At 38.0% G+C, this 18,410-nt stretch carries 18 protein-coding genes; 13 read left to right on the forward strand and 5 right to left on the reverse strand.

Translation table 11 applies throughout. The features are described from left to right. Positions 1-3: 3 nt before the first annotated feature. The 3 genes from QFZ87_RS04375 (at position 4) to QFZ87_RS04385 (ending at position 3,281) form a co-directional block, all read left to right on the forward strand. A complete protein-coding gene (locus QFZ87_RS04375; RefSeq protein ID WP_309858186.1) occupies positions 4-1,374 on the forward strand; it encodes a PTS ascorbate transporter subunit IIC in 1,371 nt (456 codons plus the stop codon). 87 nt (positions 1,375-1,461) lie between these two features. Continuing rightward, positions 1,462-2,310, forward strand: a complete 849-nt coding sequence (locus tag QFZ87_RS04380; protein WP_309858189.1) for a transketolase — start codon at positions 1,462-1,464, stop codon at positions 2,308-2,310. Next, positions 2,310-3,281, forward strand: a complete 972-nt coding sequence (locus tag QFZ87_RS04385; protein WP_309858192.1) for a transketolase family protein — start codon at positions 2,310-2,312, stop codon at positions 3,279-3,281. The genes QFZ87_RS04380 and QFZ87_RS04385 overlap by 1 nt, the downstream gene beginning before the upstream one ends. Positions 3,282-3,957: 676 nt before the next feature. Here QFZ87_RS04385 and QFZ87_RS04390 read toward each other — a convergent pair. Next, a complete protein-coding gene (locus tag QFZ87_RS04390) occupies positions 3,958-4,446 on the reverse strand; it encodes a pyridoxamine 5'-phosphate oxidase family protein (RefSeq protein ID WP_309858194.1) in 489 nt (162 codons plus the stop codon). 2,086 nt (positions 4,447-6,532) lie between these two features. Between QFZ87_RS04390 and QFZ87_RS04395 the strand changes: the two genes are divergently transcribed. From QFZ87_RS04395 to QFZ87_RS04415, 5 genes are all read left to right on the forward strand, one after another. Further along, entirely contained in the window at positions 6,533-7,405 is an 873-nt protein-coding gene (locus tag QFZ87_RS04395; protein WP_309858197.1) for an AraC family transcriptional regulator, read from the forward strand. Positions 7,406-7,791: 386 nt separating this feature from the next. Beyond that, positions 7,792-8,289: a DinB family protein gene (locus QFZ87_RS04400; protein WP_309858200.1), complete on the forward strand. Its 498-nt coding sequence runs from the start codon at positions 7,792-7,794 to the stop codon at positions 8,287-8,289. Between the two features lie 518 nt (positions 8,290-8,807). Further along, positions 8,808-9,092 carry a hypothetical protein gene (locus tag QFZ87_RS04405; protein WP_309858204.1) on the forward strand — a complete coding sequence of 95 codons (285 nt, stop codon included), beginning with the start codon at positions 8,808-8,810 and terminating at the stop codon, positions 9,090-9,092. 137 nt (positions 9,093-9,229) lie between these two features. Then, complete coding sequence (locus QFZ87_RS04410) at positions 9,230-9,523, forward strand: antibiotic biosynthesis monooxygenase family protein (RefSeq protein ID WP_309858207.1); 294 nt, start codon at positions 9,230-9,232, stop codon at positions 9,521-9,523. 118 nt (positions 9,524-9,641) lie between these two features. Further along, entirely contained in the window at positions 9,642-10,862 is a 1,221-nt protein-coding gene (locus tag QFZ87_RS04415) for an aminopeptidase (protein ID WP_309858210.1), read from the forward strand. A gap of 126 nt (positions 10,863-10,988) precedes the next feature. Here QFZ87_RS04415 and QFZ87_RS04420 read toward each other — a convergent pair whose 3' ends face one another. After that, positions 10,989-11,477: a GNAT family N-acetyltransferase gene (locus QFZ87_RS04420; RefSeq protein WP_309858211.1), complete on the reverse strand. Its 489-nt coding sequence runs from the start codon at positions 11,475-11,477 to the stop codon at positions 10,989-10,991. Between the two features lie 64 nt (positions 11,478-11,541). Between QFZ87_RS04420 and QFZ87_RS04425 the strand changes: the two genes are divergently transcribed. The 3 genes from QFZ87_RS04425 to QFZ87_RS04435 all read left to right on the forward strand — a co-directional run bounded on the left by QFZ87_RS04425 (position 11,542) and on the right by QFZ87_RS04435 (position 12,971). Continuing rightward, positions 11,542-11,670 (forward strand): hypothetical protein, encoded by a 129-nt coding sequence (locus QFZ87_RS04425; protein WP_309858213.1) that lies wholly within the window; start codon positions 11,542-11,544, stop codon positions 11,668-11,670. A gap of 271 nt (positions 11,671-11,941) precedes the next feature. Further along, positions 11,942-12,184 carry a hypothetical protein gene (locus QFZ87_RS04430; protein ID WP_309858216.1) on the forward strand — a complete coding sequence of 81 codons (243 nt, stop codon included), beginning with the start codon at positions 11,942-11,944 and terminating at the stop codon, positions 12,182-12,184. 226 nt (positions 12,185-12,410) lie between these two features. Continuing rightward, positions 12,411-12,971, forward strand: a complete 561-nt coding sequence (locus QFZ87_RS04435) for a hypothetical protein (protein WP_309858219.1) — start codon at positions 12,411-12,413, stop codon at positions 12,969-12,971. A gap of 84 nt (positions 12,972-13,055) precedes the next feature. On the opposite strand, the gene trmL is transcribed toward QFZ87_RS04435, so the two are convergent. Together trmL and QFZ87_RS04445 are read right to left on the reverse strand one after the other, a co-directional pair. Continuing rightward, a complete protein-coding gene (gene trmL, locus QFZ87_RS04440; RefSeq protein WP_309858222.1) occupies positions 13,056-13,526 on the reverse strand; it encodes a tRNA (uridine(34)/cytosine(34)/5-carboxymethylaminomethyluridine(34)-2'-O)-methyltransferase TrmL in 471 nt (156 codons plus the stop codon). 145 nt (positions 13,527-13,671) lie between these two features. Further along, entirely contained in the window at positions 13,672-14,265 is a 594-nt protein-coding gene (locus QFZ87_RS04445; RefSeq protein ID WP_309858225.1) for a hypothetical protein, read from the reverse strand. Positions 14,266-14,581: 316 nt separating this feature from the next. Between QFZ87_RS04445 and QFZ87_RS04450 the strand changes: the two genes are divergently transcribed. Together QFZ87_RS04450 and QFZ87_RS04455 are read left to right on the forward strand one after the other, a co-directional pair. After that, complete coding sequence (locus QFZ87_RS04450; protein ID WP_309858226.1) at positions 14,582-15,022, forward strand: hypothetical protein; 441 nt, start codon at positions 14,582-14,584, stop codon at positions 15,020-15,022. Positions 15,023-15,177: 155 nt separating this feature from the next. After that, positions 15,178-15,627 carry a hypothetical protein gene (locus tag QFZ87_RS04455; protein ID WP_309858229.1) on the forward strand — a complete coding sequence of 150 codons (450 nt, stop codon included), beginning with the start codon at positions 15,178-15,180 and terminating at the stop codon, positions 15,625-15,627. Positions 15,628-16,745: 1,118 nt separating this feature from the next. Here QFZ87_RS04455 and QFZ87_RS04460 read toward each other — a convergent pair. Continuing rightward, positions 16,746-18,026 carry an Ig-like domain-containing protein gene (locus QFZ87_RS04460; protein WP_309858232.1) on the reverse strand — a complete coding sequence of 427 codons (1,281 nt, stop codon included), beginning with the start codon at positions 18,024-18,026 and terminating at the stop codon, positions 16,746-16,748. Positions 18,027-18,410: the final 384 nt, after the last annotated feature.

The following is an 18,410-nucleotide window of genomic DNA, read 5'->3' on the forward strand; positions in this document are numbered from 1 at the left end:
TGAATGGGAGAAAGATTTCTGAAATTGATGATGGATATTTTAAGCCAGCCGGCAGTTTTGGTCGCACTCATTTCCTTTATCGGACTGGTTCTTCAGAAAAAGTCAATGAGCGATATCATTAAAGGTACGACAAAATCATTCTTAGGTTTTATTGTTATTGCAGCTGGGGCGGGAATCCTGGTTGGCTCTCTTGATCCGTTCGGTAAGATGTTTCAGGAGGCCTTTCATGTAACAGGTGTTGTGCCGAATAACGAGGCTATAGTAGCCATGGCGTTAACGGAGTATGGAAGTGCGACAGCCTTCATAATGTTCTTTGGGATGCTGGCGAACATTTTGATTGCTCGTTTTACTAGACTAAAATATATCTTTTTAACAGGACATCATACGTTATATATGGCTTGTATGCTTGCTGTCATCTTAGTCGTTTCAGGTTTAAAAGGGGTTCCGCTCGTGATTATTGGTTCTCTTGCACTGGGTTTAATCATGGCTGTATTCCCTGCCATTTGTCAGCCGTTTATGAAAAAAATTACTGGCACCGATGCAGTTGGGTTCGGGCATTTCTCAAGTTTAGGATATGTTCTTTCTGGACTTGTTGGAAAGGTTGTTGGAAAAGGATCTCGTTCTACTGAAAAGATTAATTTCCCAAAGGGGTTAGGGTTTTTACGTGACAGCTCCGTAACGATTGCTTTAACGATGACCGTTCTTTATGTGGTCATTGCTCTCTTTGCTGGACCGTCTTACGTTGAAAAGGAACTAAGCAATGGGACTCATTATCTCGTTTTTGCTATCATTCAAGCGGTGACATTTGCGGCTGGGGTATTCATTATTCTTTCAGGTGTACGACTTGTTTTAGCTGAAATCGTTCCAGCATTTAAAGGAATATCTGCAAGGCTTGTGCCGAATTCTAAGCCGGCACTTGACTGTCCAATCGTATTCCCTTATGCACCAAACGCCGTTCTAATTGGCTTCTTCTGTAGCTTCTTAGGTGGAATTGTGGGAATGATTTTCCTTGGATTTACTGGATCCGTCATTATTTTACCAGGTGTGGTTCCGCATTTCTTTACCGGTGCAACAGCTGGGGTTTTTGGAAATGCAACAGGCGGCATTCGAGGTGCAACCATTGGGTCGTTTGCTAACGGATTGTTGATTACGTTCCTTCCCGTTTTTTTACTTCCTGTTCTCGGAGATTTGGGCTTTGCGAATACGACGTTCTCTGATAGTGATTTTGGAGCATCAGGAATCGTTCTTGGAAATATCTCTAAATCATTTGGTGCAACAGGTGTAACGGTTACCGTTGTCGGCTTGGTATTGCTGGCATTACTCTATGGCTTTTTCAAAAAAGATAAGAATGATGCTGCGAAGATAGAAGCGTAATTCATTGGATCAGCTTAGCACACTAGGTGGACAATTATAGCAAAACGACCTAGTGTGCTGAGTGCATTCATTAGGAGGGATTTTTTCATGAGTATTCATTATCAAGGTCTTGAAATCTTTAGAGATGAAATTCGCTTAATGACGTTAAAGGAGCTGCATCATTTAGGTTTTGGTCATTACGGAGGCAGCTTATCCATCACTGAAGCATTAGCGGTGTTGTATGGAGAAGTCATGAAGGTTGATCCCAAAAATCCAAATTGGGAAGAGCGAGATTACTTTATTTTATCTAAGGGACACGGCGGACCTGCTTATTACGCCGCATTGTCCTTAAAAGGATTTTTCCCCAAAGAAATTCTTTATACCCTCAACCAAAATGGAACCAGCCTTCCTTCTCATCCCGACCGAAATTTAACACCCGGTGTTGATATGACCACAGGATCGTTAGGACAAGGGATTTCTGCTGCTGTTGGCGTAGCCCTGTCCCATAAGTTATCAGAGAGGAAGAATTTTACATATTGTATTGTGGGGGACGGGGAGTTAAATGAGGGTCAATGCTGGGAAGCTTTTCAATTTGCAGCCCACCACAAATTACATAGGCTGTTTGTGTTAGTGGATGACAATAAAAAGCAGCTTGACGGCTTAACGAAGGATATCATAGACCCGTTAGATTTGGTGGCAAAAATGAGTGCATTTGGTTTTTATACATTAAAGGTAAACGGTGCGTCGGTAGCTGAAATCTATGAAGCCTTTGAAAAAGGGAAAGCGCAAAGTAATCAGCCTGTAGCCATTATCTTAGATACGGTTAAGGGCCAAGGAGTTCCTTATTTAGAAGAGAAGGCGGATAATCACCACATCCGCCCAACACAGGAGGATGAAGAAGCGATTGTAGCAACCATTTCCCAATTAGAAAAGAAACTAGGAAGGGCTGTGATGTGATGACTCAAACATCCTCTCAATCGTATGAACTCGACCCATTGGAAATGCGTCAAGTGTATGCCAATACGCTTCTGGAGTTGGCTAGAAATAATCCCGATGTCATTGCCTTAGAAGCCGATTTAATGAGCGCTATTTCGACGAATAAAATTATCAAGCAGATTCCAAAGCAATTGATTAATTGCGGGATTATGGAAGCGAATATGATGGGAGTTGCAGCAGGATTGGCTCTAACTGGAAAAATCCCATTCGTGCATACTTTTGCCCAGTTTGCCACTCGGCGCGCCTTTGACCAGCTGTTTGTTTCAGGTGGCTATGCTAGGCTCAATATCAAGATTTTAGGGTCAGATGCGGGTGTAACAGCTGAGCATAACGGAGGAACCCACATGGCTTTTGAGGATTTAGGGCTTGTACGCCTCATTCCAAGGGCGCATGTATTTGAAGCGAGTGACGGGACGATGCTCAGATATTTGCTGCGTATGGTTGAAAAACAGTACGGCATCCATTACATCCGTACCATCCGCAAACAGGCGGTGAGGATTTATGAGGAGGGTGAGGTATTTGAGGTTGGAAAAGGCAAGGTTTTACGTGAGGGTGGGGATGTCACCATTATTGCTAGTGGCATCATGGTGGCTGAATCACTCCGAGCTGCCGATCTACTAGAATCCCAAGGAATAGCGGCTACCGTTATAGATATGTACTCTATCAAACCGATTGACATAGATTTGATTGTGAAATATGCAAAAGAAACAAAAGCGGTTGTCACGGCAGAGAATCACAATGTGATCGGGGGGCTAGGCAGTGCGGTAGCAGAAGTTCTGAGTGAGCATTGCCCAACCCAAATGTGCCGAATTGGGGTGAAAGAGCAATTTGGTCAGGTCGGCAAGACAGAATACTTAAAGGAATTCTATAAATTGACTGCGAAGGATATTGTGGATGCTGTGGAGGGATTGGATTCTCGTAAACGGTCTTAAAAAAAATTAGATAGAAGTGTAGAAGTGCCTAGGGGACGTTCTGGTGGTTTCTTTTGTGGGCCTAGAGAATCGTACCTCTGTGGTTTCGTAATATTAAAAGATATATTATTTTCTCCCACCGCAGTTATTGAAACTGTGGTGTTTTTTATGGAGGAGTGGATATAGTTTAGTAGTTGGCGAGTAAAATGGGGATAGTGACGAGTAAAGTATGAAGGTTGACGAGTAAAATGAGAAATAGACGAGTAATCGTAAATTTAGACGAGTAATCCTCCGAAAGTGACGAGTAATGAGGCTAAGGGGACGGTTTCTGTTTAAGTTTTCTCAGTAGATGCAGCCAGTTATCGACAGTTTTTTCGCAGTTATTGCAGCAAGAATGCAGTGTTATCAAGGACTTTAGCTACTTCTAATCAAACGTTTGGTTAATATCGGATGAGAGGAGATCAACAAGAAAATAGTCGTTTAAAGAGAAAAGACTAGTATTTTGTTGATTAGAGGGGAAAATTGCGAGTAGGATGCCGACATTCTTTTTATTCCTTTCTGGATGGAAAGCGCATGATGGTGAAGATTATGGCCTTTTTAACTAAAAACCAAGGGGACGGTTCTGATGGTTTTTTCTTTTGCGTAGTTTCTAAAAAACCAGGAGAACCGTCCCTTGGGCTTCCAACCTTTTTGGCTGTTATTTATTCAATTCAACCGTTTCATTAACATCTGTCGATTTAGAACTTTGCCCTGTCATGCGTTTGTAGAGAAAGGCGATTTTCTTCGTATAATTACCGGTATCCCAATATTCGGCTGCTTCCGCATTTACCTTTATTAAGACAACGTTAGGATCATCATAAGAGGTTTGCATAATTTTCTCATTTGCTTTGCTCCACAATTCCTTTTTCTTACCTAAATCCTCAACGATTTCCGCTCTTCCACGGACGGAAACATAGGATTTACCTGCATAAGCCACATTAACATCTTGATCATGTAAAATTTCTTCATATTTATCAGTCTCTTTTTTAGTGAAGAACCATAAGTCACCATCAAATTCTACATCTTGTGTTTTCATAGGACGAGAAACAAGCCCTTCTTCACTTACCGTAGTCAGCATGGCCGTGTCTACGTCTTTGATTAACTCTCTTAATGTATCCATTTCTTCTTGTTTTATCATGTTAGACATTTCCATCACCTCATTTATATTTACAGAGGTATACTACCCTTTACACTAACTTTTATTCAGGTATGGCGGATTAGTAAACTAATTTTAACAAAATAATTCCTGGGGACAGTCCCCCGTCCCGTTAAAGCGGTAAAGGAATTTAAAGACTACGTGCTGGCGAAGGACAGGTTCAGTCATTTTTTTAGTTCCTTTTCATAAAAGGCGCTGCCAGTTCTCGACATTCTTCTCAATGATTTTACTCTAAAGGTCCTTAATTTATTTGGTTTCGGCGCGTTGTTAATTAATCGTCCGATTAGTATCGAATGAGGGGGAAGAATGAAGAAATAAGGCAATTCACAGATAATTGTTCTTAATTGGAGAATGATAGGGGAAAAGATTGTTAGATTTACGACAAAGTTTTTATTCGTATTCTTGGAGAAGAGCTTTGTTTATGCGGTTTTTAGCATTTTCAATTAATCGTTTGAATAGTATAGCACATAGGTAAGAGTGACGAGTTTTGTTTAACGGTTGTTCTATAGGAAATCATTAATAAAAGGTAATTTTAAAGAGTCATCAAGAAGTGATCAACACCTAATTGGAGAGGAAGATACTTAAATTTAGGCTATACTCCTGGCTTTTTAGAATGTAATAGGAATTTAAGTGCCAGGCACCCTCGAATTTATCGAAGATTGATAGGATTTTAGAAGGGGTAAAATGGCTAAAACTAGCCACATTGTCAGAAGGAAAGGCGACTTCGGACAGAGTAGGCAGAAAAACGTGAAACATTGTCAGAACACAGGGCAACTTTGGACAACTGGTATACAACTGTCATAACTCGACATTCTTTTTGTTGATTTCAAAGTAAGAATCCAATGTTTACTAGGGTTTATCTTTCTATTAATCAATTGTTTGATTAGTATCGGATGTAGAGGAATTAGAGTGAAAGATGTCGATTAGAGAGAAATAAGGACTATTTTGTTGAATATGACGAAAACTCGCGTAAAGTTCACCGACAATTTTTTTGTCTTTTGTGTTGTGAAAATAGCTCTATAATTGAGTATAAGCTTGTTTTAACTAAACGTTTAAATAGTATAACCTATAGGGAAAACAGTCAAAACATGGTGAAAAAGACGGTTCTTGAGGTAAAAAAAAACAGGAGAACTGTCCCATAGTATTAATTACTAAAGAAAATATAAAAAGACTGCACCATAACCAATAACAAACGTTAATATTGTCGAGCAAACGAACCTTATTGTATCTTTTTTACTCTTTATGAAATTTCTTCGGATAACTAAGCTGTAGAGAATTATAAAAAAAAGTATACCGAAAATAGGTAAGTATGACATCCAATTAAATGAAATGCTTGAGGTAAGATAACCAATGTAAAGGTAAGTACTCACAAGGGTAAAAATAACTGTCAGTGAGGATAGACCTAAGGATATTAACCACTTTTTCAAAATTACACCACCATCCTTTATTTGATTATGTACAAAATACCCAAATTATTACATAGTGGAATCCGGATATGTATTTATTCTTTCATCTATACATAAAGTTTGTGGAGATTGGTGTTGAAGGATACTAGATAAATACCTAGAATTTCTTTGTATATATGATATAATCGATTTGTAAGATAGTGGAAAGGAGATTGTGTTGGATGATTAAGAGGAAATTCTTGTTTTTTTTATTTTTAATAGCTACCCTTTTCGTTTTACTGTCACCATTGTTCAGCAAAAGTACTGTAAGCAATTCTGAGGAACTGAAACATGTTGCATTTGGTTTGCCATTTCATTTTGTAAATCAAGACCTATCTAGCTTTGACCCACCATTCCCTTATGTTATGTCAATGTCTTCTCCCTGGGAAAATCCTATATCAATCAATCTGTTATCTTTAATTGCCTCTTTGTTTGTTGTCAATCTGACAATTTATTTTACATACTATCTATTTTCATTACTCAGGAAGTAATTAATTCATAGATCCCGATTGTTTTGGTCGACTAACAGGGCAGGATAGTAAAAACTAGGAATATACCGACAAAATGGTGCACATAATGTCGGTTGGTCACATTCAAATCCTGTTATTCTATTGATGAAAGGAGGTCATATAATGGATTTGCTTAAGAGCATGAATGACGCAATGAGGTATATCGAGGATAACCTCACTAACGAAATAGACTTCAAAATGGTGGCACGAATCGCTCATTGTTCTGAATATCATTTTAAAAGAATGTTTTCTTTTCTTGCAGGTATTACATTATCAGAATACATCCGTCGTAGACGACTTAGCTTGGCCGCATTGGAGCTTATAAATAGTCATATAAAAATAATTGATGTGGCGATTAAATATGGATACAGCTCACCGGACTCGTTTACTAGAGCTTTTCAAATTTTACATGGGGTAACACCAACAGAAGCAAGAAACAATGGACAGCAATTAAAAGCCTATCCACTAATGACCTTTCAATTATCCATTAGAGGAGGATATGAAATGAATTACCGAATTGAACAAAAAGAGGCATTTAACATAGTTGGTATCATGAAAAGAGTTCCCATTATTTTTGAAGGAGAAAATCCGAAAATTACAGCAATGTGGAAATCCTTGACTATGGAAAAAATAGATCAATTAAAAAAACTCTCTAATATTGAACCTAAAGGGATGATTCAAGCTTCTACCAACTTTTCTGAAGGACGCATGGAAGAAAAAGGAGAGCTTGATCAGTATATAGGAGTAGCAACAACACAAGAATGCCCTGAAAACTTTTCAAAACTTGAAGTTCCTGCCTTAACATGGGCGATATTTGAATCAACGGGACCATTTCCTAGTACGCTACAGGAAACGTGGGGAAGGATTTATTCAGAGTGGTTTCCATCTTCCAATTATCAGGTAACAGAAGGACCCGAAATCTTGTCGATCAAAACCAAAGATTTAACTTCACCAACTGTGAAGTGCGAAATTTGGATTCCAGTTTTAAAAAAATAATTTAAATTGTAGAGCACGAGCTGTCTTGGGTAGCGATTGGTCAATTAGATTAGTCGCTTTTTTTTGTTTCGCTAACAGGGAGCATTCCTGTAATTACTGAAAATGAGGAAACCTGCTTTAATCATATAAAAAGAAGCGAACATTACTAAAGACAATAAATATTGTAGTCAGATACATAAGAAGGAATTTAAACTGGATGATTCGAATAAGTTATAGTGAATTTGGTTTTGTTGTATTCTGAAAATAATTTTTTGAGGATTTCATTGAGAACATTTTTTCGCTATATGGTCGACAGTAGCAAATAAAGATGATTTTGATGCGTATGACTGGCTGTTACTATACTAAGATTTTGATAGTTTACACTAAACAGTGAGGAGAGTGGTTTTATGCAAGGTGTAGCCAAAATGTTTTTAGAACAACTCGACATGCATTGCTATGAGAATGAGTGGTTTGCATCCATGGATCAGGCGCTCCAGGGAGTCACCGCAGCTGAGGCAGCATGGACAAGTTCGGGAAACAGCAATTCGATTTGGCAGATTGTCAACCACTTGATATTTTGGAATGAAGATGTAATCCATCGAATTAAGGGCACAGAGAATCCGCATAAAGCAGAAAGCAATGAAGAAACCTTTGGAAATCCAGGGGATCGAGAAGACGAAATTGGTTGGTCCCAGACAGTGCAGCGCCTTCATGAAGTCATGAATAAATTAAAAACGGTCATTGCGGACCTTGACGATGAAAAGTTAACAGCTCCGTATGCAGCTAACAGTTACTCTATTGAGCGTTTACTTAGCAATATCATGATGCACGATACATATCATGTCGGCCAAATTGTTCTGTTGCGAAAGTTACAATCCTCTTGGAGTGGCGTTGATTGGTCTTAACGAAATGATGAGCGGTTTCAGTTAATTCAGAACTTAAATTAAAAAACACTGCGAACAGATATATAAATTACCTGTTTGCAGTGCTTTTTTATTGTGCCAAACCAATTAAGTTTTCAGAAATATGGTCTACAAATTCTTTTACTGCGTTTTCCAACTTACCGAATGCGGCACCATCATTTTTTCAATAGTAGATTCATAACGTGATAAATCTTCTGATTTTAGCTTTTTGATTTTCGTGTAGGTTTGGGAATTCATAGGCGGATAATTTCCGGCTAATGTATAAACAGGAAGCTTAAGAAGTAGATATAAGCGGAAAAATTCCGATTAACTGCTCTAAATAGGTCGAAATCCAAAGGTTTAAATAAAATAAACGGAAAAACTTCCTTTATTTTTAAGGAAATATGGGTATTTCCCAATTTAGGCGGAATTTTTTCGTTTATTTTTCAAACACAGTGAATCAGCATTCAGTTATAATTAGTATATTATGGTAAATTTGTCTTATGGTGGGGAGGATTATAATGTCAAAAGAAAAAATAATCAATTTAATTATTGTGGGTTTTCTATTAGTTATATGTGGGCTGGTAATGATCTTTTCAAGTGTTAGTTTTGGAACTTCATCTGCAGAGTCTTGGTTAATTAGTAATGGAGGGGCAGATACAAGTACTTATCAAATTATTCTTAAAGGCTATATAAATAACTTTTTAGTAGCTGGAGGTATTATATTTGGTCTAGGTCTGATGGGAGTTATCCTATTCTCTTTTACGTTTCTAAATATGAAGGAAAAAATATCTAGTAAAATGTAAAAGTTACACTCATCCTTTTTAAGTAAAATGAGGCGTGTTGGAGAGGACCATGGGGACGGTTCTGGTGGCCTTTTTATCAAGGTTGTTATTATAAGCCGGGAGAACCGTCCCCGTGGTTTCAAAAAGGGGGGGAATAAATGATTTTAGAAGCTGTAATGTTACAAGTTAAGCAAGGTATGGAAGGGGAATATGAGGTAGCATTTCGAGAGGCATCAAAAATTATATCATCAATGAAAGGCTACATATCTCACGAATTGCAACGATGTATGGAAGTTAAGGGGAAATATTTATTGTTGGTGAAGTGGGAGACATTAGATGACCATACAGTAGGGTTTAGACAATCGAAAGAGTATCAAGAATGGAAAAAGCAACTACATCATTTCTATGACCCGTTCCCAATAGTTGAACACTTTGAGAATGTTCAAATTTAATAGGTTATTTACGTAAACGGGTGCTTGAGCAAAAGATGGGGACGCTGCCACGATTCATTATTAAAATACAATTTTTCAAAGAATTCATGATAAAGTAAAAATGAATGGAGGGATATTTTTGAGAACGTTTGAGGAAAAATTAAAAAGCTATGCAGAATTGGTTGTAAAAGTGGGATTAAACGTTCAACCGAACCAAATCCTTTATGTAAGAGCTAGTGTGGATACGATTCCATTTGCTAGAGCTGTCGCTCACGAGGCTTACAATGCGGGTGCAAAAAATGTGTATGTGGACTATAGTGATCCTGAAATCACACTCTCACGCTATTTGAGAGCATCAGATGATGTTTTTACAGAGTTTCCTGAATGGGAGCGAATTCAACGTGAGAAATTGATTGATAAGGATGCGGCATTTTTATTTATCGTTTCCGACGATCCGGATTTATTGTCCAAAGCTGATCCCAATCGTATTGCGAATTACCAAAAAGTAAGCGGAGAAGCCATGGTAAAATGGCGAGAGCAGCATGATGATGTTAGTTGGGTCATCTGCGCAGCTCCAAGTCAAGGCTGGGCAAATAAGGTTTTTCCAGGAGAAACAAATAGCTTGGACAAACTTTGGGATGCAATCTTCAGTTCAGTACGTATAGGGGAAGTTGAACCTGTACATGCATGGAAAGATCATATTGAAAACTTGCTTCAAAAGGGTACTTATTTGAATGAAAAGAAATATAAGAAGTTACATTACAAAGCTGAAGGCACAGATCTAACGATTGAGCTTCATCCCCTACATTTATGGAGAAGTGGTGGAAGCCAAAATCGACATGGTGTTCAATTTGTTGCGAATATGCCAACTGAGGAAGTATTCACTTCGCCATTACGTTCAGGTGTTAATGGTTTCGTTTCGAGTAAAAAACCACTTAGCTATGCAGGTAATTTAATTGATGAGTTCAAATTAACTTTTGAAAATGGTCGAATTGTTGAAATTACAGCTAAAAAGGGAGAAGAAGTATTAAAGAACCTGGTAGAAACAGATGAAGGCTCCCATTATCTTGGTGAAATAGCCCTGGTTCCACATGATTCTCCTATTTCTAACACAAACGTACTTTTCCTAAATACATTATTTGATGAAAATGCTGCAAACCATTTAGCATTAGGATTCGGTTTCCCTAACTGTATTGAAGGTGGAGAGAAAATGACGAAGGAGCAGCGTGTGGAAGTAGAACTTAATTCGAGCATAACTCATGTTGATTTCATGATTGGTTGTGCGGATATGGATATTGATGGTGAATTACCTGATGGTACACGTGAGCCAATCTTCCGTAAAGGGAATTGGGCTTTCTAATTGATTTTGTTGGAAACCCCTTATTCGTTAGTGCAGAGTGGGACCATAGGGACAGTTTCTGGTGGTTTTTTACCTCAAGGTTGATATTAGAATTAGAGCCATGAGAACCGTCCCAATGGTTTACCCTTAGTAAGATGACTTGATAGAATAAATGGCTTGCTCGGCTCCAAATCTGATAATCGTTCCTTCTAATTTCATCCCTAATTTTTCTAGAAGCCTGCAAGAGGATATGTTAGCGGTTTGTGTTTCGGCAATGACTTTTGGTAGTTTTAATTCATTTAAAGCAAAATTGATAACCACTTGAACGACTTCCGTTGCATAACCAGCTCCCCACCAAATGGGTAATAACTGATAGGACACCTCATAGTAAACGCCATCATGGTGGGGGGTAAGGGACACCATACCAATGAAATTATCGGTGTGTTTTTTTCGGATCACCCAGTAAAAGGAATCATCACCTGAATGCAGCATTTCGGCTAATACATCTTCAATGGAAGCAGCCTGGCGTATCCCACCGAGATATTTTCTTACGTCCTCATTTATATATAATTTTTTCACATCTGAAAAATCCGCTGTTCGAAGGGTACTTATAATACATCTTTCTGTTTCGAACAAACAACATCATCCCCTTAATAAAGAAAAAGAAATAAGTATTAGTATGATACCTAAACTTAATAAAATGAAGCCTATATACTTCGATTGCCCTTTATACAACGCATTATTAAATCCAGCAATTATTATTGTTAATGATATAAAAGGTAACCAAATTGGAATTAAATTAGTTTTGGTTATTAGACTAATTATGTAAATTAGCAATATTGTTACAGCAGTAAATAAATTAAGATATACCATTTTCTTTCTAGTCAAAACCCATCCTCCAGTTTCTTTGAGCAACAATCCCTTTCATTAATTTATTCGATATTTAAATTGGTAAACCTTCTTCCGCTGCACCCTAGGGACGGTTTTGGTGTTTTTCATCAAGGTTGCTAATAGGAGCCATGAGAACCGTCCCTCTGGTTCCCTTGGTTTTATAAGAAAAAGTAGTTTTTTACACCAATTAAAAAGGGTAATTTTTCCTTTTGTCGAATAATCTATTAGTAAATAGAAGTTATATTGAAACGGATGGTGTAGCAATGAGTAAATTCTTATCTATTTTTGGAGTAGTAGTATTTTTGTATTGTTTATATCTCTTTGTAACGTTTTTCTTTAGCAATGATCGTGAAGCAGCTATTTTTTATGGTTCTATATTTGGAATGCTAAATGCAAGTATAGCCATTGCTGTTTCTGTAATATTAAATAAAGTTAAAACAACCAAGTCGTAAGGTCATTTTTCATATTCAACTAAGTGAGCTTTAGTAGAATAACAGATACATTAGTTTGTATGAAATCCTTACTCTAAGCAGGAAGTAAGGATTTTATTATATAAAAAAATAGAATGAGTAAAACAACTAAGACCAGCTTTTCATCATGAGGAATATTTCTCTTCTATTTGTTGAAGGCCAATTTGTAGAGAATTTGTAACTTTAATCAAATGATATAGGGGGACTTATGAAAAAATATTTTTTGTTTGTGGTAATAGTAGGTATAGCAGCATTGGTAGTTTTTTTAGGTTATAAACAGGTGTTGGAAAAGAAAGAGAAGGAAAGGGACTTGGCACACTTGAAGTATATTCCTATTGTTCGTGTAGGTGAGCGACAGCTAGAAATATATGAATATGGTCAGTGTAAAAAGGGATCCAATAAGGAAAAAAAGGCGGAAATAGGTCCAAGTTCTTGTGAAACTGTAACAGAGGAAGAAGCGTTGAAAGGAAAAACAGCGGCTTCATTTAATAAAGAGGCTGTTCTAACTATAAAAAATATCGAACCCTCTGGGGAACTCGAAGACAAGTCTGGCCCTGCCGGTGGAGTGAGAAGGAGAGTTAGCGGCGGCTATACAAAAGATGGCAAGAGTCTGGGACCAGGTGAAATAAAATTAATTGTCAAGGATATGAAGGAGGAATTTCTCGAGACAGTAATGTTGCCCAAAGAGCCTGGTTACTATGTGGGCAGAATAAACTTAAGTACTCCTTCAGGAAACAAAGATTATGTCTATCATTTTTATTATAAGTAGTTTTTCATATTAGAAATGTTTTTTGCATGGGCAAAGATGGGGACAGTCCCCCGGCGCTTTAACGCAGCGGGGGACTGTCCCTCTTTAGATTAAATTGGGAAATCCCTGCTGGCGCAAGGCCTCATAGACCAATATAGCAGCTGTATTTGAAAGGTTTAGTGAACGTATATGTTGGTTCATTGGTATTCGCAAGAAGTGGTCTTGATTTTTTTTTAGTAAATCTTTTGGTAGACCTGTTGTCTCTTTTCCGAACATAAAATAATGGTCCTTTGTAGTATCACTGAAATCAAAGGCTGAGTGTGCTTTTTCACCGAACGTCTCAATATAGTAAAACTCACCTTTATTTTTCGAAAAAAAGTCATCCAATGAGTCATAATATGTGATGTTTACAGACTCCCAGAAGTCTAACCCTGATCGTTTGATCATTTCATCGTCTGTTGAAAAGCCGAGCGGTCGGATTAAATGCAAGGCTGTATCGGTTCCGGCACAAGTCAGTGCGATATTGGCCGTATTAGCCGGAATTTCTGGTTGATATAGTACAACATGTATTGCCAAGAATGGTCACCTCGATCTTTCATTTAGCCTCCATATTATAGCATATTGGGACCAGGGACCAAGGGGACGGTTCTGGTGGCTTTTTTTCATTGAGAAGTTTTAATGTGCCAGGAAAACGTCCCTTTGGTTTTTACTGGTTTAGATTCTATGAAGATCTACCAGAACCGTCCCTGTGGATTCTCATTACTCTTTTGTTTAGTTGTCGTATGCCTGCGAGGCTCACTCTCATCCATATCCAACTATAGACTATGCTGAAACCTGCTATAGCGAGGATGGCTATAACGTTAATATCACTTGAAAGGGAAGGACCCAGTATTGGAAAGTGGAATATAAAGAGCAGCAAAAGGATTCCTACGGTTAATGCCAGGCCTCCCGCCAGGGTAACGGTAATTTTCCGTGTGGCCCATTTGAATCCGAGCCCTAATGCAACCCCTAATAGACCGGTTGTAAACAGAAAGACCAAAACTTCTGAGGGCTGGATGATCAGGAGTAAGATGGCGGTGACTACATACGTAAGCAGTCCAAACTGAGCAGAAATGATCGTAGCCAGCACAATCGGCCCGGTAGCCATCATGCTAAACGCATAACCGAAACCGCCAATTAACCCAGCCGACTGTAAAATGGCCGCAAAGGCTCCTAAAAGACTCCCCAGCATCATTCTTGCGTTTCTTGGATAATCCCCAACCGATACATCATGATCTTTCAGAAAAAAACGTACGCCTCTTTGTACCAACTTCAATATACTCCCCTCCCACATACAGACTCCCTCAACAACATTCGGGTGGTGCCTGTGCACCTTAGGTGTTTTGTTTGTATAGGATCGAGATTGGTGCCATCTCTAACATGTATTCTTGCAGGAGTAATTGATGCATAGTTTTTTCATGGACAATCGGGAATGGTTGCGCAATCCCCAAGCAAGAAGCTCCACATCGCTGCCATCTGGTTTCGAACGCCATAACCCGCTTTCACGAGTTTGTTCGCTGAAAGGCCACTAGAACCGTCCTTGTGGTATGCGAATAACCTATTGTAGTTTAGTGGAAAGGGAAGTGAAGGCTTTGGACAGCAAGTCTAAAAAGTTAACGGTGACGTTAAGACAGGAATTTTCTTTTTATGCGAACGATGAAGTACTCAACACCATTTTAAAAAATATCGCAGCTGGTGGCGTAACTATAGCCGCTTTTACCATAACAAAGATTAATATGAGGAATGTTAACTTTGTCCGATTTGTTGTCGGACCTGACAATTCAAATAGTTCCAAAGCTAACCTGGTTGCACAGGATGTTCTTCGCTCATTAGGTATACATTACGACCAGGAGAAGGTCATCCAGTTGATTGGAAACCCTGGAACACCAGGAATCTTAGGCGAAACTCTTCAAACTTTGTTCCAGCATGTCGTAGTGTTTGCTACGTATACGGGGGTGAATTCTTTCATCCTGAATGTGTCTGATATCCAAACTGCTCTTCGATTATTAAAGAAAAATAACATTATCGGTTAAGGTTTTTGTTCCTACTTTTAAGAGTCTTAGATTCGGGTTTTATGCATTCCGTTGAAGGAATGAGAAATAGTTTTAAAAAAAGGGGTTTGTCCCTTGCAAACGGTCCCTTTGTTACATCCAATATAGTAATGCCAATAAGAAAGAGGTGATAAACCATGTCAAAAATTCTTACAACAGGACCGATGCTGGTTCCTAGGAAAATAACAGGCGATCCCGTTGGCGATCCTCCAGACGAGGTTGCTATAACAATTAAAAATCCAACTTCCAAAGATTTTAGGGTGCAAATTTTTGCAGACATTTGTCCACCAAACTCAACAACTGAAAGAACGGAATCCTCCGATTTATTTACAGTCCCTAAAGATAGCTGTTTAAGATTACGTCTTTTTAATAGTGTTCTTCCAGACTCTATTATTCGTTTATATGCTAAAGGTGGAGTTGATGAAGAAGCAGAGAAACTCGAATTATCGTTCGTAGGCAGAAGAGCAAGTGATCGAATGCATGAACCAACTATGTTCTACCGTCATGCGGATCTCATTGAGGTTGAAAACGAGGATTTTCATCAAGAACCTCGTGCCACTTTAACTTCAAATTGGGTGATTGGCTGAGTAAAGGAGTTTTCTCGAACAGGTTTAAGGAAAATCTAAAAAATTTAACCGCTCTCATTTAAAAGTGAGATAATTCCAGGGCCAATGGGAGGCCAAGGAGAGGGTTCCAAGATTCCTAGTGGTGTTGTGAATGTGATTGTGTGATTGGCGAGCAAAATGGAATATTGACGAGTAAAATTAGGATTCGACGAGTAAATGGGAATTTTAACGAGTAAAACATGCATTTAGACGAGTAAGACCAAGGGGAAGATTGTGTTGGTTCAGTTTTGTGATAATGGAGTATATCTCGACAATCTTCTCATTATTTTCAATACAAGAAACCATAGATAACAAGTGTTTATCCTTCTTTTAACTAAACGTTTGATTACTAGTGAATTAGGGGGAAGAAACGGGAAGAAGTCGAATAGAGAAAAATAACTATTATGTTGTGGAATGGGAACGAAAATCGCAGAAAGATGATCGACAAACTTTTTATGCCTTTTGTGATGGAAATGGCCAGGGTGCCAGGGTGACGGTTCTGGTGGCTTTTTAGGTGGCGTTCTGTGTTTTAGTGTTTTTGGTATTTAGGCTTATAAAATATTAAAGAGCCTGCAATGATTATGCAGACTAATCCACCGATACCAGTAGTTATAAATGAAAATTGTGAAGAAAAGTAAAATTTAATTACTGTTAGAAAAATAATAAATACCCATCCAATAAGATTAATAATCCATTTTTTTTCATCATTCCTAGCTCCTACTAAAATATTTTTAACCTATTGGGAACTTAACCATGTTTCTATAATTATATAATAATGGAAATGCTGGAAAAATAATACCAAATTCTTTTGTATGTGGAAAAAAGGTCCGGGATTCTCGGGAACGGTTCATGTCATGAACCCAGTGCCTTAACGGATCAAATCATTTTACGAAGATCTAGGATTTCAGTTTTTTTGGGGAGATATAACACAAAATTGATTAATTATGAAAAACGAAAGTTATGTAATTGGCCTTTTCCAAGAGGTGGTTCTGCAGGACTTTTTTTCAACGAGGAATTTTTTTGAGCCACTGGAATCACAATCTGTGTTTATATAAAAAGAGTGACCAACTTAGCCACTCTCCATAAATGATTCAATTAACCTACCTAATCCACGCACCATCTGCACCTATTTTATATTTACCAATCCACGTACTGTGTGCCATTTTTCCATTATTATAGAGATAGTACCATTTTGTACCGACTTGAATCCAACCTTTTGCCATTGCCCCAGATGATTTTAGGTAATACCAACTCCCACCATCTTTAAGCCATCCTGTTTTCATAGAGCCGTTGCTATTTAAATAATACCACGCTCCGTCATAAATCCAGCCCGTTTGCATAACACCATAAGAATTTAGATAGTACCACTTACCACCATCAGATACCCAACCAGTTTTCTTTACGCCTGTTTGTTTATCAAGGAAAAACCATTTGCCAGCGTCATCGTACCACCCTTTATCTTTTGCTCCATTAGTATAATGATAGGTTTTACCGTTCTCGACAATCCACCCATTTAGAATAGAACTAACAACAGTAACACTTGTTACAGCACTTATATTACCTGCTTGATCAGTTGCAGTAACATTGAAAACTGTGCCAACTGAATATGTAGAAGGTAGGTTTGCTTCAAAAGCACCACTTGGGTTTGTTATTCCAGTTCCAACAACTATATCATTCAAGGAAACTTCAACTGTAGAATTTGGCTCTGCTTTACCTTTTAAGAGTGTATCATTATCGTCAAAACGATTAACTTGTGGGGCAGGTGGTGGTGTAACATCTGGTGTAGGTGTTTGATCAATATAATCCCACGCTAAACCATATACATCGTTCGTAACATACTCCCCGATGTTAAGAGCACGAATAAAGTAAACACCTCTTGATAGACTATACCCTGCTGTCATTTGATGGTCATCAAATTGTGCTGCAACAGGATCAATCATATTATCAAATTCATCTGTGAGAACAAATCCAATATTAGATAATGAATTAGTAGACATTAACCCGGAGATGGCAATTGTAGCACTTTGAGGAATCTCAATAGCAAAGGTATCAAGGTCATATTGATGATAAAATGTACCTAGAATTATATCCCCTTGTGGTAGATAATCTGCTTCGGTAACAAAGTCATTCGGTTCAACTTCATAAATACTATTGCCAGTAAGATCTTGAGTTGAATAGCCATTATTAAATTTTTGTGATTTTGTTACGCGTGAATTTTGTGATTTTAATAAATCCCTAGATTGATGTGATTTTAACAATCTTTCAAGTTTTGAATGTTCAAACCCATTTACTTTTTCTACTTGAACGTGTGCTTTTTCTTTAACAAGTTGTTCCTTAAAAGAGTCATAAGACGATGCGGCTTTTGCATTAACACCGCCCAACAATAATATTCCTGACGATAGCGCTAAAATACTACTAATCTTTTTTAAATTCATTCGATTTCCCCCTCAATTTACATCACCTAGAAAATTATAGCGGTTTTTCCCAAAAATACAGGTAATTTCCATCGTCATTTTCTTTTATATCTTGACACTTTTCACAGATACAGACCAGGTGGGGACAGTCCCCCGGCCCTTTAAAGTGGTGAAGGAATCTAAAGTAAGTGGTTGGACTACGTGCTGGCGAAGGACAGGTTCAGTCGGTTCTTTACGTTCCTTTTCATAAAAGGAGCTGCCAGTTCCCGACATTCTTCTCAATGATTTTAAGCTAAAGGTCCTATATTTATTTGGTTTCAGCCAGTTGTTAATTAAACGTCCGATTAGTAT

It is taken from the genome of Bacillus sp. SLBN-46 (assembly GCF_031453555.1).
In the GTDB taxonomy this organism is placed as follows: Bacteria; Bacillota; Bacilli; order Bacillales; family Cytobacillaceae; genus Neobacillus.

Coding starts and splice junctions, on each gene's coding strand:
- QFZ87_RS04455 (WP_309858229.1), top strand. CDS start 15,178: ATGTCAAAAATTCTTACAACAGGACCGATGCTGGTTCCTAGGAAAATA.
- QFZ87_RS04425 (WP_309858213.1), top strand. CDS start 11,542: ATGAAGCCTATATACTTCGATTGCCCTTTATACAACGCATTATTAAAT.
- QFZ87_RS04390 (WP_309858194.1), bottom strand. CDS start 4,446: ATGTCTAACATGATAAAACAAGAAGAAATGGATACATTAAGAGAGTTA.
- QFZ87_RS04410 (WP_309858207.1), top strand. CDS start 9,230: ATGATTTTAGAAGCTGTAATGTTACAAGTTAAGCAAGGTATGGAAGGG.
- QFZ87_RS04385 (WP_309858192.1), top strand. CDS start 2,310: ATGACTCAAACATCCTCTCAATCGTATGAACTCGACCCATTGGAAATG.
- QFZ87_RS04395 (WP_309858197.1), top strand. CDS start 6,533: ATGGATTTGCTTAAGAGCATGAATGACGCAATGAGGTATATCGAGGAT.
- QFZ87_RS04380 (WP_309858189.1), top strand. CDS start 1,462: ATGAGTATTCATTATCAAGGTCTTGAAATCTTTAGAGATGAAATTCGC.
- QFZ87_RS04375 (WP_309858186.1), top strand. CDS start 4: ATGGGAGAAAGATTTCTGAAATTGATGATGGATATTTTAAGCCAGCCG.
- QFZ87_RS04400 (WP_309858200.1), top strand. CDS start 7,792: ATGCAAGGTGTAGCCAAAATGTTTTTAGAACAACTCGACATGCATTGC.
- QFZ87_RS04405 (WP_309858204.1), top strand. CDS start 8,808: ATGTCAAAAGAAAAAATAATCAATTTAATTATTGTGGGTTTTCTATTA.
- QFZ87_RS04435 (WP_309858219.1), top strand. CDS start 12,411: ATGAAAAAATATTTTTTGTTTGTGGTAATAGTAGGTATAGCAGCATTG.